This window comes from Paucidesulfovibrio gracilis DSM 16080, from assembly GCF_900167125.1.
Lineage (GTDB): Bacteria > Desulfobacterota > Desulfovibrionia > Desulfovibrionales > Desulfovibrionaceae > Paucidesulfovibrio > Paucidesulfovibrio gracilis.
In genome coordinates this window covers 22,713-37,621 of record NZ_FUYC01000008.1, presented here as the reverse complement: position 1 = coordinate 37,621, position 14,909 = coordinate 22,713, and the positions used below count along the sequence as shown (strand labels likewise).

Sequence of the window (14,909 nt, the reverse complement as noted above, 5' to 3'; positions counted from 1 at the left end):
AGGGAGCCAAATCATGGCGGAAAAACGCTTTGTCCTTGATACCAATGTGCTGATCGAAAATCCCAAGTGCATTGCCGCTCTGCGAAATGGACAGGAAAATCAAATTCATGTTCCCTATACTGTGTTGCGCGAGCTGGACAAGCTGAAAAAGGATGCCCGTGTGGGGCATGTGGTCAGTCAGGCCGTGCGTACCCTGCTACAGGATGAAAAAGTGCGCGTCATGGACCCGGAGTTCGCGCATTCGCTTGTGGAGGAGTGCTATGATGACCGCATTTTGCGGGAAATAGGGCATGCCAGCCAGGGCGGGCTGTTGGATGCGCCCATTTTGATTACCAATGATCGGATTTTGCAGCTCAAAGCCCGGGTCCATGGCATACCTTGCGAGGAATATCGCGATTCCGATCCGTTTCGGTCCGCGTCCCAGCGCTACACCGGCTTTGTGGACGAAGGGGACGAGCACGTCCCGAATTGTTTTACCTGGGATTCCGGCACTCCGGTATTCCATGGTCCGGATGGGCCGAAGGCCATGGCCTTCCAGCATGAAGCCTGGGGGGTACGGCCCCGCAACGTGTATCAGAATTTGGCTCTGGAACTGCTGCTCAACCCCAAAATAGATTTGGTATCCATTCAGTCCGAGGCCGGATACGGCAAGACCTTTCTTTCCCTGGCCGTGGCCCTGCTGCTGGCTCTGGAGAAAAAAGATAATCCGCACCGCAAAATTTACCTGGTCAAACCCGTGGTGGAGATCGGGTCCAAGCTCGGGTACCTGCCGGGAGATGTGGAAGAAAAAATGCTGCCCTATGTGCGCTACGTGCACGACCTGTTGCTCAAGCTGCATGACCTTCGCCCGGCCAACCGATTGTTTTTGGATCCGTCTGCAGACAATCTGCGCCTGAATCCCAAGCGGTTTGAGGTGCAGCCCATTGCCTACATTCGAGGCATGAACATTGAAAATGCCGTGGTCATCGTGGATGAGATGCAGAACCTTTCACGCAACGAAACCCGCGCCCTGCTCACGCGCATGGGCGAAGGAGTCAAATGCGTGTGCCTGGGGGATACCCGCCAGGTGGATCATCCCTACCTTAATGAATCCAATAACGGGCTGAACTGGGTAGTGCGCAAATTCAAAGGATTCCAGAATTATGCGCACATTGTGCTCAAAGGAGAACGCTCCCGCGGTCCTATTACAGATATGGTTATCAAAAGCAAGTTGTAGACCATTGGAATTCTATAAGTTTTGTTGATGCATCCGCGCCATTTGCATTGGCGTCGGCGATGCTGTGATGTTTTTTGCATTGTGCTCCACCCTTCTGTGGTTTGCTCCCTTCCTTTGAAAACCGCATCAGATCAAGAAAAGTCTTGGTTTTTGGATGGATTCAACGTATAGGAGATTCGGAATTTCTACAGTGCGGGGCACGATCCGCCTGGGGAGCGAAAGGAGTTTTGCGCATGGGTTTTTTCCGGAAAAAATTGTCTGGTACAGGGGATCGTTCTGGCAGTGAACTGAACGCGTTTCTTGGTGCCGGCACGGAATACAGCGGTAGTCTGGATTTTGTGGGTACGGTCCGTATCGACGGCATTTTCAACGGGGAAATCGCCTCCGAAGGAACGTTGGTTCTTGGCAAGGACGCGGTGATTCGCGGCGATATCAACATCGGTGGTCTGATCTCCAACGGGCAGATTTACGGAAATGTAACCGCCGAGGAGAGAGTCGTGCTGCAAAAGCACGCGGTTCTCGAGGGCAGCCTGCACACCAAGGCGCTGGTTGTGGAAGAGGGCGCCACCATTGAGGGCGATGTGGAAATGCACGGCAGTGGCTCCTCGACCCTGACAGCGGTGGACGCTACCATGAAATCGTCCCTGCCGGGTGCTGACGCTGATGCCGTGGCTTTTGGTGAGGAAGAACCCAAAGACGAAAAAACGGACGTGGAAAAAATCGAAATGGGCTGACGGGGTGCTCCTGAACGACGTCCTGCATCGACGTCAGAAAAAGTTCACTGCTCGTGGGAAAATACGCCCTCAGCATTGAACTTTTTCTGTTTTTTACACCCGCTTCCGGGCGGGGCCGGTATCGTTGGTCGTTCCTCGGGTCGGTGGAGCCTGTTCTTGTGGTTTGTAATTCGACCTGCCCTTTGCGGATTCTCAGGTTGAAAAATGAGAGCCCCTGCTTCCGTTATTGGAAGCAGGGGGTTTTCATATGCTCCTGAGGGGGAGCCGGACCCGCAGCCGCGGGGAGGGAGGGGGCCGCTTGGCAGGGTTCGCGCGTCGGGAGGGTACGAACCCGGCCCGCTGCGGGGCCCGAAATATGAGGGGCCGGAGAACCCGGCCCCTGCCCAAAAAAGGAGGGAGTAATGGACAGGAAATGCTCCGCCCCGCACCCACTTCAACCGTTTTTATTTTTCTGCGGGACGTGCTTCCTGCGTGGAATGTAGCATCACCTGTGCCAATAATATATTTATTCATGTAAAGCAGACTGTTGCAAAAAACAGAGTGCTTTCATAGAGATTTTTCCCCTGCGTGTTGTGAACCAACGTGCACCCTTTTGTGCAAACAGGGCGTTTGCACTTTGCACAAGCGTGCAAAACGCTTGGGACTCAAGGCTTGCACGGATATGCACATCCTGCCGGGGAATGGTTCGGTTTTGCAGCGAGGAAATGATTCCAGGTCAAATGCTCAAGAAGCGCGGAACCTTAGCCCCGTTCATACAGAATCAGCTAGTATACCAGACTGCTGTCGGCAGATCCCATCGACAGCCAAATCCACTTCGTCAGGTTTTGATCTACGCGGTTGATGTACGTTTGATTGCAAGGGGATGCCTAGAGGTGGCGGGGAGTGTATTTGATCTCTCCCCTTCAAATCTAGGGGTGCTGGCGGAGAGGAGAGGATTTGAACCTCCGGTGGCCGTGAAGCCACACACGCTTTCTAGATGGCTTCCTATGTTTCGACTCTGATTCCGGATGGTTACATAGTATTTGAAAAGCGTCCTACAGTCTGTTTTTCAGCAAGTCACCGCAGCAACTGCTCGCTCTGCTGCAGCAAGTTGCTGTAGCAAAAGCAAGGGACTCGATACGAAAAAAATCTTACTAAAAATTGAAGCCACCCTCCGATTACCTCAGAGGGTGACTTTTCTTTTTGGCGAAAGTGTACAGGAACCTGTCGTCATGGGGGACTTGGTGACAGTCTATCGCTTCGTGATAATTGACGATTTTACCTGTCCTCTGCTTGTATCGTCATTGCCAGAATGACCAAAAATCGTCCGCTTTTCAAGTGCCTTTCTGAATGATGGACGACTGCCCCTCCTCGGTGGCTATACCATCGGTACGACATGAGGCTGTTTTTGTGACTAAACAATTGAAAGCTTCTTCATATTTTGATAGCAGATACCAATTGTTATATCATGTTGTTAACCCTGTTATTTATATGGAGTCATAATGCGAATTCTTGCTATCGCTTGTTCCTTGTTCATGCTGCTCTCCCTTTACGCTTGTGGTGGATCGTACCGACAAATCTCAACCATGAATCAGAATGAGATTGATAAGGTTGAGCAGATTAAACACAGCTATGCGAAGTGCATTGTTCAGAAGAGCCTCGACTTGGATGATGGGAAAATTGATCCCAAGCTCATAGTTGATGCGAGTTCCAAGGATTGCAATGATCAGCTTGTCCAGATGGCTCTTGATCTCAAAAGGCGGGATTTTGCTCCGATCCAAGTTGATCAGTATGTTGAAGAAGCAAAAACTGAAGGAAAGCGAAAAGCTCTTGAAGCAATTTTGAGAATGCGAACTCAATAGCCAATTTCATGGGAAGGCTCGTAGTTGAATCTGCGAGCCTTTCTTTTTTGCATTCTGCCCCTAATGAGATTTCTGTTGCCACTAGGGAAGCTAGAGCTCATGCGCTTTTCCTCAAAAAAAGCAGGACAACCAAATTCACGACTGATCAGTGACTAATCTGTGTGACAGGCCGAGAAAAACTACAGGAGTCGAACCTGCCCGTCACATCACTGCCGCACATTTGTTTTGATTAGCCAGATATTTCAACATTTTATCAACGAAATAATCCGTTGTTTACCATGCCGGGAAACGTCGAATTTCAGTCAAAATGGTCCAAATTTGGACCAAACGCAAGGGGAGGAGGTAGGGTCGCCTCTTTATTCGAAATCGATCAATTCTAATCGTTGATAAATGCTTGTGCCGTCATCGGGTTCAAGTGCCCATCGGTATGCAGGATGTACCTCCCACCCAAAGCCAAAGTCGACAAAGCTTGCAGTAAGATATTTGTTTTCCTCAAAAGTTTTTCTGACGGTAACATCGTCTTTGTTGACTCTGCGAGCGGTCAAAAAATTGATTTTGTATAAGAAAAACAACAAGTCATTAGCAGTTGCAGGTCGATCCGGCTTTTTCGAAAAAAAGAAGGGCGATTCTGCTGCAACTGTTGAGATTTTAGATTCAATTTGCTCTGTTGAATATACGTAGGAATCAGAATATTTGCGGGCTTTTTTAACCGAGGGCTTTAATGCGAATAACAAGCGCCGGATATCAGGAAGTTCTGATCGGAATTCATTGTCAATGTCTTGTATTCTTTCCAGAGAATAGTTTTCAAAAATACCCTGAAAATCTATTGTTTGAATAATCGAATGTTTATTTAGTCGAGCTTGTCTTGCAGCCAAAGAACACAGTTTGACAAGGTCACGAGGACGTTTTCGTACAAGGGACATGAGAATTCTATATATCGGTGCTCCATTCCATTTCCCGACGCCGTCGAATGTCTGCGTCATAATCGGCTTCAAGTATTGGGCGATTTTGCTTTGGTGTAAGGACATTAAGTCTTCTTCTGCGATTTCTCGACCATAGAATGTCTCAACCCTTTTTGCGAGCAAGGCAAGAATTTGTGTGTTATGCCAAGTATACCAAACAACCGAACCTTCGATTTTGTCTGTTGATTCGTCTGAAGTTCTGACAAGATAATATACATCTGACCTTAGTGATACTTTAAAATGTACGTTTTCTAACTCATTGCTTATATCTCTTACTGCATTAAGCAGCGCAGAAATTCTTGTTATATCCTCATTTTTTCCCTGCCAACCTCTGTCAAGATCGTCAATGTATACATTTATTCTTTTATTGCGTTGAAAATTCTCATATACAGACATCTTCGCTTTGTCTGCGATTGCAATGCCTTTTAACGTGTCTGATATTGTCGTCAGCAATTTCCCAGTTGAAGGGATTTTATTTGACATTTTTTTTGAACTTTCTTCCGTGAAATAGCGTATGGCCTTGTCCGCAATAATTCCGCGTATCCCTTCGTTCCAAGCTCTAATAAGTTCAAGGAATCGGTCAGTTGACTCGGCTATGCCAGAGACGTCGTTCGGTTTGATTTCAATTGGTAAAATGCCATTGTCAAAGTCTTCAGCCGCAGCAATCTTGAAAAGGGCGGATTTCCCAATGCCCTTATGTCCAACAAGAATTCGCAACTTGAGGTCTGCACTCACTTGTTCAAAGATGTCATTCTTAAAATAGTATTCTTTCAATCGGTCGGTGTTTTCATCTTCTGCAGCTTCGTGACCAAAGAGGCGTTGGATGTTTTCTTCTGAAAAAATATTGTGGATTTTCAGTTTCTTGTTTTTTACCTGTTTGGCAAGATCTTTGAAGGGCGATGACATTGTTACTCCTGACACGTTGGTGCTATAAAATTTTCTGAGTAGTATCTAAAGATGTGCGTTGTGACAATGGGTAAACGGTTGACGGCGCACTATGGCAGTGGCTGTTGTAAATAAGAATGTGTTTAGATTTTGTTTTCGATGCGAGTCGAGCCTGGCGTGAGATGAACGGCAGGTGGCCTCCTTGGGTACAAGGTAGGATGTTTGGCGGTCTATCCCATATTTCTTTGCCGAAGTTGTTTTCATCAACTAGCACCTTGATTTCTTTCATTTGTGCATCGGAGAGTATGGCCGTGGTCTGAGCTTTGGCGATGCCGTTAACGAAAAGCCCATCTAGAGTATACCCATCTTGGACAATCTCAGTGGGTGAACATCTGTCGCTTCATAACAATGAAGGTTCACCCTGATATACTCACAGTATGTCAGGGTGTCTTTCATGCGCCTGGGCGGAAAAATTCTGTGAAAAAATAGACGATTACAACGGATGCAAAGCTGGGTCAGTGATTCCGAGCGGGTGCGCGTTGAATGCCGGGTATTGAGGGATGTTAGAAAAGCAAGGCATATCCCGTGGCCACCAAGGCCACGCTGATCACGCGCAGGCTCTGGTTGAACACAATGAGCCGCAGGGCCATGCCCGCAGGGAAGATGCCCGCATAGTAGGGGAACTGGTGGCGCATGGCCCGCATGGGGGAAGAAAGCACATTACCCACCAGCAGGGCCAGTACGATCTGCTGGGCCGTGAGTCCCCCGTCGTTAATCAGGGCGCCTGCCGCGGCAAGTCCCGCCGTGAACTCGCCCACCATATGAAAGGCCACGATGCCGAGCGCTTGGGGTTCCAGCCAGGAAAGCAGGGAAACGTGTTCGGCCATGAATGCTTCCAGCATATCCATGGCGCCCAACTGCTTGAGCAGGAAGAAGGCCGTGTAGATGGGCGTGGTGATGTACATGATTTTGGGCAGCCGTTTTTTGAACCGCTGCCAGGTCTTGCGCAGTGCCTTGCGGAACTTGCTCTCGCTGCTTGGCTCATCGTCGAGCAGGCAGACAACACAGCCTTCGGGCAGGGGCGGCAGCATAAAGCGGCCCAGCAGCACGATGAACGCGGTGCGCAGCAGTGCCGCGAACGCGGTCAGGCCCACATAGTGAAACGCGGCCTCGGCAATGAACGGCGCTGTGATGAAGAACACTGTGGGCAGGTGGAGAAAATAGGTGGGCAGGCTGTTGAACAGGTTGGAAAAAATCAGCTCTCGCCGGGTCAGATCCCCTTTTTCGTAGGCTTCGGCCAGCATGGTGTTGGCGGCCACGCCGGAAAAAAAGGCCAGGGAAAAGCTTGCCCCGGAAATATCCTTGAGCCGGGCCGTGCGGATCAGAGGTTCCGCGAGCTTGGCCACGCCCCGGGTCCAATGCAGGGACTCAATGAAGTTGCCCACCATCAGGCCTACGCTGATGAAAAAGGTCAAGCGCAGCAGCGGCCAGAAAAGTCCATCCCAAAGCAGTGTCGGATCAGGCATAGGCGGTGTTATTGTCGTGTGTTGCGGTGTTGCAGAAAAAGGCGCAGCCCCAGCCCGGCCAGACCTCCGGCTACACCGGCGAAAAAGTCCAGAAATTCCGGATGACGTCCCCAGGTGGGCGAGAGATCCTGGGCCAGTTCAATGAAGCCTGCCAGAACCACGGTAAGGGCTGTGGGAATCCAGAGGCCGGGCCAGGTGATGCGGAACGGAAACGACAGCACCATAACCAGAAATGCGCCAAAATGCAGCAGCTTATCGTTCAACTCCAGACTGGCCTGTACCGAGGCAGGCCCAAGGGCCATGCAGAGCACCCAGAGGACGTACCCTACCCAAACGGCTCGCCAAAAGAGAAGGGGCAGACCCGTGATGCAGCGGCGGTTCATGCGAGTTTATCCCGTTCCTCAGGAGGCAGGCGGAAGGTGTGCTCCGGCGCGGGAAAGGCTCCCGAGCGAACCTCGTCGCAGTAGCTTTGCAGCGCATCCACCATGGCTGGACCGATTTGCGCGTATTGTTTGACGAATTTCGGCACAAAGCGGTCAAACAGGCCCAGCAGGTCGTGCAGAACCAGCACTTGGCCGTCCGTGACATTGCCCGCGCCGATGCCAATGGTGGGGATGGTCAGCTCCCGGGTGATCAGGGCGGCGGTTTCCTCGGGAACGGCTTCCAGCACCATGGCGAATGCGCCCGCTTCCTCAAGGGCTTTGGCGTCTTCCAGCATGGCCCGCGCCGATGCAGCGCTGCGGCCCTGGGTTTTAAAGCCACCCAGTGTATTGAAATATTGGGGTGTAAGACCCACATGCCCTACCACGGGGATGCCCGCGCCCACCATGGCGGCCACGTGCGGGGCATAGGCTTTGCCGCCCTCAAGTTTGACGGCGTTGGCACGGCCCTGGGCGAGGAATCGCCCGGCATTGCGCACGGCCTCGGCCACGTCGGCCTGGTAGGAGAGAAAAGGCATGTCCCCCACGAGCAGGGCGCGGGAACGGCCCCGGGAGGCTGCCAGGGTATGGTGGAGCATGTCTTCCATGGTCACGCCGAGGGTGTCCTGCTGGCCGAGCACCACCATGGCCAGGGAATCGCCCACCAGGATCATGTCCACCCCGGCCTGATCCGCTATGCGGGCGGAGGGGTAGTCGTAGGCCGTGACCATGCAGAGTTTACGTTCGCCTTTGGCGGCGCGGATTTCGGGAACGGTGACGGGCTTGGCGTCGGAACAGGGGCGGCTGGACATGGAAACAACCTCCAGGCGTTGCGGCTCTATGACAGGGGGTATGAAACTAGGCCGCGCCGTACGGGGAGTCAAGTCCGGGAAAAAGAAAAGGCCGGACAGCGGACTGCCCGGCCTGATGAGAGCGATGCAACCGGCTTAGAGCGGCGCAAAGTTTTGCAGAACCCAGATGACGCGGCCCACAGTGCGGGAGTCCATCTGGTCGGCGGGAACATGGATGTCTTCATGCTCCTTGTTGTCGGCGCGCAGCACGAACTGGTCGTCGCGGAAGTAGACGCGGCGGATGAGCAGCCCCTGGTGGGGGAAGTGCACGGCGCAGAGATCGCCGTCCGGGTGCTGACGCTGCTTGGTGTCGATGCCGATGAAGCCGCCGCGCAGAAGCAGAGGCTCCATGCTGCGGTTGTCCTGTCGGACCACGAGCAGACCGTCGCGGTAGTAGGACTCGGGAATGGACAATTCCTCGACGGGCAGCGGTTCCCAGGTGTCCGAACCGGCATCTTTTCCGCCGGTGGAGGAAACCGGGACAACCCGACCCCGGGAATGGGGCTTGCCGTAGGGAGCCGGCGTCTCACGAAGAATCTGGTCCGCGGAGACCTTGGCCATGCTCGGGTTCAGATAGACCGGCTCGGAACCGTCCGAGAGCCAATCCGGATTCAGTCCATGGCTACGGTAGAGCTTGAGAAACCACTCCGCAGGAATGGAACAGCGACGCTTGGCGTCGGAGATGCTGGATTGACGGACATTGAGAACCTCGGCCAGCTGCACCTGGGTGCGCGCTCCCGTGGCTTTCTTAATGCGCTCAAGCGCGGATTCAAACCATTTTTCCAACGCTTCGTCGCATTTCTTTTTGGGTTTGGGCATGTACAAATCTCCTTATTCCTAACCTGGCTTTGTGTCCGAGAGTGTGGGGGGAACGGAAGCACCGCAAGGAACCCGCAATACCGCGGGCGCATTGCAGGCAAAAATGAGAGCGGGTTGAGTTCGAACAGCAGACAGACCCAGCCCGTGCAGGCATGGGCGCAATGGCTACGAACGGCAGACGCGCCTCGGACAAAAAAGCGGGAGTTGCCTCCCGCACCCCTCGTTGATTGATCGGGAGAAAACCCCGATCCCCTCGTTTTTAGCACCCACACGGGATGCTGGTCCATGTACTATACAACTGTGTCAAAATGTCAATAGGTTTTGCGATTTTTCAAAAATGTAATTATTCCAGAAGAATGAACATTGTTCAGGAAGGCAAAATACAGGACAGCAAGCTATAGGGCATAAAAAACCCTACCTCCCGTATGTTGCGGAAGGTAGGGTTTAAGTCTGTTACGCGTCAGGTCGGGGGCTATTGAAAGTGCTTCAGGAAGGGGGACTTGGGCGTCATGATCACCCGCGTGCCGTCCTTGAGGCTCTTTTCATAGGCTTCCAGGCTGCGCTTGAATTCGTAGAAGTCGGGAGCTTCCTCCAGGGCGGTAGCATAAATGCTGGTGGCCTCGGCCTCACCCTCACCTCGGATGATCTGCGACTTTTTTTGCGCTTCGGAAAGCAGCACAGCCCGTTCTTTGTCTGCCTGGGCGCGGATTTTGGCGGCCATTTCCTGGCCTTCGGCGCGGTACTGCTTGGCCTGGCGTTCACGCTCGGCCCGCATGCGGTTGAAGATGGCGCGCTGGTTTTCCGGGGGCAGGTCCGTGCGGCGAATGCGCACGTCCACCACGCTGATGCCGAAGGATTTGAGTTGTTCGCGGGTGCGCACCGTCACTTCCTCAAGCAGTTCCTTGCGCTTGTGGGCCACGATTTCCTTCAGCTCATAGCGGCCGAGCACCTCGCGCAACTGGCCGCGAACCACGTCGTCCAGTCGGGCCAGCGCCCCGGGGATTGTTTTGAATTTACGGTAAAAGGTAAGGGGATTCTCAATGCGCCATTTGGCGTAGGAATCCACCACCATGTTCTTTTTGTCTTCGGTGAGGATTTCCTCGGGCTTGGCGTCGTAGTCCAGAATGCGGGAGTCGAAGTAGAGCACGTCCTGCACGAAGGGCAGCTTGAAATGCAGGCCCGGATCATAGGACGATTCACCCACGGGGCGACCGAATTGCAGCAGGATGGCCCGCTGGGTCTGGTCTACGGTAAAGGCGCATTCCAGCGCCGAGACAACGACGACGAAGAGCAGGAGCAGGAGAATGATGCTGGAGCGCTTCACTGGGCACCTCCCTGGGTCTTGGCTCCGCCGGTACGCGGGCGGGCGTCGGGCAACTGGCCCAACGGCAGGTAGGGAACGGCCTTTTGCAATGCGTCGTCCGAAAGGATCAATTTTTCGGTATTCGGGTTCTGGAGCACGTGTTCCATGGTTTCCAGGTAGAGGCGGGTGCGGGTCACGTCCTTGGCCTTTTTGTATTCATCGGCCACGGCCTTGAAGCGGGAGGCGTCACCCTCGGCGCCAAGCACCTGCATGGCCTTGAAGGCTTCGGCCTCACGGATCATGGCTTCAGCCCGTCCCTTGGCCCGGGGCAGGATGTCCCGGCGGTAGGCTTCCGCCTCGTTGCGCAGCCGGTCCCGGTCTTCGCGGGCGCTGACAACGTCCTTGAACGCGTCGATGACTTCGTTCGGCGGATGCACGTTTTGCATCTGGAGGTTCACGAGCAGGATGCCGGTCTGGTACATGTCCAGGATGTGCTGCATCAGTTCCTGGGTCTGGTTCATGATGCGCTGCTTGTCCGTGGTCAGGGCCGCATCAATGCGGTTTTTGCCGATGACCTCGCGCATGGCGGCTTCGGCCGCGGATTTCACCGTGGCGTCGGGTCCGTCCACATTGAAAAGATAGGACATGGCATCCGCGACCTGGTACTGAATCGAGAACTGCACGTCCACGATGTTCTCATCGCCGGTGAGCATGAGGGACTCATCCTCCACGCTGCGCGTCTGGCCCTGCTGGAAGTTGCGGTCCTGCGAGGCCGAGCGGAAGCCGATTTCAATGCGCCGCACCTGGTCCACGTTCAGGGTGATCACGCTTTCGATCGGGTAGGGGACGTGATAATGCAGTCCCGGCCCGGTTTCCCGGTTGAATTCTCCGAACCGTTTGACCACGCCCCGTTCCGCCGGTCCGACGATGAAAATGCCGGTCAGCAGCCAAAGTACCACGACCGCCACAATGAGCAGCTTGAAGCCGGGGAACTTGAAATTTTTGAATTGTTTGAGTTTCTCGGAGAATTCGTCCATGTTTGGTGGACCACCGCCGAGAGGGCCGCGCCGTTGTTGCTGCTGCTTTTGCAGTTTTTCCCAATCCCAGTTCATGGGGTTGACATAGGCATTGTACGCAAACAGGTCAAGATGATCCGGCGGCGGAAAAGGGAAAGATCGGTATGGAAAAGTCGATGCAACGGAGTGGGGACGCCGTTTTCCGGGCCTATGACATTCGTGGTGTGGTTGGTGTGGATTTTACCGCATCCTGGATGGAGCGTCTTGGAAGGGCTTTTGGAACCTGGCTTTCGGAGCGCGGTTTGGGGCGGGTTGTCCTGGGGAGGGATGGGCGGGCCTCCTCGCCGGAATACCAGCTGGCCATGGCGCGGGGGCTGCTCGCCACGGGGCGGGACGTGCTCCTCGGGGGCTGCATGGCCACTCCCGTGCTGTACCATGCGGTGCATTCCCTGGGGACCAGGGCCGGGGGCATGGTCACGGCCAGCCACAATCCGCCGGAGTACAACGGTTGTAAGTTGTGGGGCGGGGACACCGTACTCAGCCCGGAAGAAATTCAGGAAGTACGTTATATTTTCGAGCGCGGGGTGTTTGCTGTCGGTCGCGGGGTGCTCGGCAGCCACGATCCCATTCCCTCCTGGCTGGAAGAGGTGGCCGGACTGGAACGCATTCAGCCGCCAGCCAATGGGGCGAAACCGCTGCACATCGTGGTGGATGGCGGCAATGGTCCGGCCGGAACGCTCACCGCGGATCTGCTGGAGCGGGCCGGAGCCGAGGCCGGTATCCGGGTGGAGCGGCTATTTTGTGACGTGGATCCCGCATTTCCCAACCACCATCCCGATCCGGTTGTGGAAGAGAATATGCGCCAGTTGCAGGAACGGGTCAAAACCGTGGGCGCGGACCTTGGCCTGGGCCTGGACGGGGATGGCGACCGCTTGGGCGTGGTGGATGAAACCGGGGAATTATGGCCTGGTGACCGTTTGTTGGCTCTCTTTGCCCGGGATGTGCTGACCCGCGTTCCCGGAGCGCGCATCATTGCGGACGTGAAATGCAGCCAGCGGCTGTTTGACGACATCGAGACCCATGGCGGGGAAGCGGTCATGGGCGTGACCGGCCATTCCATCATGAAACGGGCGCTTCGGGAGCAGGGCGCGGCCCTGGCCGGGGAACTGAGCGGACACATTTTTTTTGGGCAAGGCTTTTTCGGTTGGGACGACGCCGCGTACGCGGCCTTGCGGCTCACGGCCCTGGTGTCCCGCAGCTCCCGGCCGGTGTCGCGCATGTTGGAAGATTGGTCCCCGGCGGAGTCCACTCCGGAAATACGCATCCCCTGTCCCGATGAACACAAGTTTGAAGTGGTGCGCCGGGTGCAAAAAGATTTGGAAAAGCAGCATCGCATCATTGACGTGGACGGGGTTCGCGTGCTCCACCCCGGTGGGTGGGGTCTGGTGCGCGCCTCCAACACGCAGCCCGAGTTGACGCTGCGTTTCGAGGCCGCAACCCGCACACAATTGGAGGAATTACGCACTGTCGTGTGCGATGCAGTGAATCGCGCTGTACGCGCATTGCAATGACGGGGCGGTCCGGTGACCGGCTTGCCTTTTGAGGGTGGCCGGCTGCGGTTCGGACCGTTGCCGAAGGAGAACCAAGCCCCTTTCCGCGGGGGAACACGCGGGCCGGACCCGGATCCGGCCGGAGGCGGCCATGCTGACCGTTTGGGCGGCACGCTCATTGTGGCGAAGGCTGCTTTGTCTGCTCACCCGGCAAAAGCCCAGGGTGGAGGGACATTGCCTGCAATGCGGAAGCTGTTGTCGGGAAATCGCGTTGTGCGACAGCGGTCACTGGGTTCGGACCCGGCGACATTTCCGACAGCTCATGGAAAAACAACCCGGGTATGAGCGTCTGAACATGGTCGGGCGCGACACGGACGGCCGTATACTGTTCCGATGCTCCTGGCTCGCCCCGGACGGGCGTTGCCGTTGCTATCGGGATCGCTTGCCCCTGTGCCGGAATCATCCAAGCCCCTCTTTGTGGTTGCGGGGCGTGGACCTTCCCGACTCCTGCGGGTATACTCTGACGGGACCGACCCTCTCGGGGCTGCTGCGACGCAAGACCCCGACGTGGGACAACCCACCGGACCAGTTCAACGACGTGTTGCAACAGGAACGGAAAAGCCGTGCGAAATCGGACGGAAACGGAACCGAAGGAGCCGTGGAAGCGGAAAAGGATCCATGAAAAAATTCATTCTCCTGGGCTTGATCCTGGCGGTAGTGGCCGGGGTGCTGATCTGGCGTTCCAGCGGCACCCAAAGGGAAATCACCGTGCTGCAGACCGCTTCGGTGGAACAGGGCGAGGTGCGCCACCTGCTGGAGGCCACGGGTATCGTCAAGGCGCAGGTGGGCGCGCAGGTCAAGATCGGCGCGCGCGCCACCGGCGTGCTGGTGGATATCCCCGTGAAGGTGGGGGACGAGGTCGAGGCCGGACAGCTTGTGGCCGAGATCGACGACCGGGAAATTCGGGCCAAGCTCGCCGAGGCCCAGGCCCGGGCGCGTCTTGCCGATGCCAAGGCAGTGCGCGCCGCCAAAGACCTGGAGCGCAAAAAACGGCTCGTCAGTCAAAAATTGGAGCCGCAGTCCTCTCTGGATGAAGCCCTGGAAGACGCCCGCGTGACGCGTTACGAATCCCAGGCCGCGGCCGCGGCTTTGGAGAGTCTGCGCGTGCAGCTTTCCTATTACCGCATCTTCAGCCCCATCCACGGAGTGGTCTCCAACATCACGGCCCAGGAAGGGGAAACCGTGGTTTCGGGGTTGCAGGTCTCCAACCTTATCACCGTGCTGGATCCCACCCGTCTGGAGATGTGGATCTATGTGGATGAAACCGACGTGGGCCGCACCCATCCGGGCCAGGATGTGGAGTTTTTCGTGGACGCCTACCCGGACCGCGCTTTTACCGGCAAGGTCAAGCTGGTCTATCCCGAACCGGAAATCCGTGACAACATTGTGTACTACCGCGCGTTGGTGGACGTGATCTTCGACCCCGAGCATCCCTTGCGCCCGGAGATGACCACCCAGTGTCGCATCGTGGTGGAGCGGCGGGAGAACGTGCCCACCATGCCCAATGAGGCCGTGAAGTGGGTCAACGGCGAGCAGGCCGTGTTTGTGCTGCGCGGCGGCGTTCCCGAGCGTGTGGACGTGGAGCTGGGGCTGCGCGGACTGGAGCGGAGCGAAGTGCGGTCCGGTCTGAACGTGGGTGACGAGGTGGTTACCCAGTTGGTGTTGCCGGACGTGGGGGCGGGGGCGCGATGAACCGTCAGGAACGCCCGGACATGATCCGGCTGGAA

13 protein-coding genes are annotated in these 14,909 nt (G+C 55.6%); 6 read left to right on the top strand and 7 right to left on the bottom strand.

The window, feature by feature from the left end:
• The first annotated feature begins 13 nt into the window (after positions 1 to 13).
• From B5D49_RS09335 to B5D49_RS09325, 3 genes are all read left to right on the top strand, one after another.
• Complete coding sequence (locus B5D49_RS09335; protein WP_078717428.1) at positions 14 to 1,216, top strand: PhoH family protein; 1,203 nt, start codon at positions 14 to 16, stop codon at positions 1,214 to 1,216.
• A 233-nt stretch (positions 1,217 to 1,449) separates the two neighbouring features.
• Entirely contained in the window at positions 1,450 to 1,950 is a 501-nt protein-coding gene (locus tag B5D49_RS09330) for a bactofilin family protein (RefSeq protein WP_078717427.1), read from the top strand.
• 1,481 nt (positions 1,951 to 3,431) lie between these two features.
• Positions 3,432 to 3,791 (top strand): hypothetical protein, encoded by a 360-nt coding sequence (locus tag B5D49_RS09325; RefSeq protein WP_078717426.1) that lies wholly within the window; start codon positions 3,432 to 3,434, stop codon positions 3,789 to 3,791.
• Between the two features lie 356 nt (positions 3,792 to 4,147).
• Here B5D49_RS09325 and B5D49_RS09320 read toward each other — a convergent pair whose 3' ends face one another.
• The 7 genes from B5D49_RS09320 to hflK form a co-directional block, all read right to left on the bottom strand.
• Positions 4,148 to 5,659 (bottom strand): P-loop ATPase, Sll1717 family, encoded by a 1,512-nt coding sequence (locus tag B5D49_RS09320; RefSeq protein ID WP_200806788.1) that lies wholly within the window; start codon positions 5,657 to 5,659, stop codon positions 4,148 to 4,150.
• A gap of 542 nt (positions 5,660 to 6,201) precedes the next feature.
• Complete coding sequence (locus B5D49_RS09315; protein ID WP_078717425.1) at positions 6,202 to 7,164, bottom strand: hypothetical protein; 963 nt, start codon at positions 7,162 to 7,164, stop codon at positions 6,202 to 6,204.
• A gap of 8 nt (positions 7,165 to 7,172) precedes the next feature.
• Positions 7,173 to 7,547: a VanZ family protein gene (locus B5D49_RS09310; protein ID WP_078717424.1), complete on the bottom strand. Its 375-nt coding sequence runs from the start codon at positions 7,545 to 7,547 to the stop codon at positions 7,173 to 7,175.
• Complete coding sequence (panB, locus tag B5D49_RS09305; RefSeq protein ID WP_078717423.1) at positions 7,544 to 8,395, bottom strand: 3-methyl-2-oxobutanoate hydroxymethyltransferase; 852 nt, start codon at positions 8,393 to 8,395, stop codon at positions 7,544 to 7,546. Before panB ends, B5D49_RS09310 begins: the two co-directional genes overlap by 4 nt.
• Positions 8,396 to 8,530: 135 nt before the next feature.
• On the bottom strand, positions 8,531 to 9,253 hold the full coding sequence (locus B5D49_RS09300) for a LexA family transcriptional regulator (protein ID WP_078717422.1): 723 nt from the start codon (positions 9,251 to 9,253) through the stop codon (positions 8,531 to 8,533).
• A 472-nt stretch (positions 9,254 to 9,725) separates the two neighbouring features.
• Positions 9,726 to 10,577, bottom strand: coding sequence for a protease modulator HflC (gene hflC / locus B5D49_RS09295; protein WP_078717421.1), 852 nt, complete (start codon positions 10,575 to 10,577; stop codon positions 9,726 to 9,728).
• Entirely contained in the window at positions 10,574 to 11,668 is a 1,095-nt protein-coding gene (gene hflK / locus B5D49_RS09290) for an FtsH protease activity modulator HflK (protein ID WP_078717420.1), read from the bottom strand. The genes hflC and hflK overlap by 4 nt, the downstream gene beginning before the upstream one ends.
• A gap of 80 nt (positions 11,669 to 11,748) precedes the next feature.
• Between hflK and B5D49_RS09285 the strand changes: the two genes are divergently transcribed.
• The 3 genes from B5D49_RS09285 (at position 11,749) to B5D49_RS09275 (ending at position 14,874) form a co-directional block, all read left to right on the top strand.
• Positions 11,749 to 13,143 carry a phosphomannomutase/phosphoglucomutase gene (locus tag B5D49_RS09285; RefSeq protein ID WP_078717499.1) on the top strand — a complete coding sequence of 465 codons (1,395 nt, stop codon included), beginning with the start codon at positions 11,749 to 11,751 and terminating at the stop codon, positions 13,141 to 13,143.
• Between the two features lie 130 nt (positions 13,144 to 13,273).
• Positions 13,274 to 13,804 carry a hypothetical protein gene (locus B5D49_RS09280; protein WP_078717419.1) on the top strand — a complete coding sequence of 177 codons (531 nt, stop codon included), beginning with the start codon at positions 13,274 to 13,276 and terminating at the stop codon, positions 13,802 to 13,804.
• A complete protein-coding gene (locus B5D49_RS09275) occupies positions 13,801 to 14,874 on the top strand; it encodes an efflux RND transporter periplasmic adaptor subunit (RefSeq protein ID WP_078717418.1) in 1,074 nt (357 codons plus the stop codon). Before B5D49_RS09280 ends, B5D49_RS09275 begins: the two co-directional genes overlap by 4 nt.
• The last annotated feature ends 35 nt before the right edge of the window (positions 14,875 to 14,909 follow it).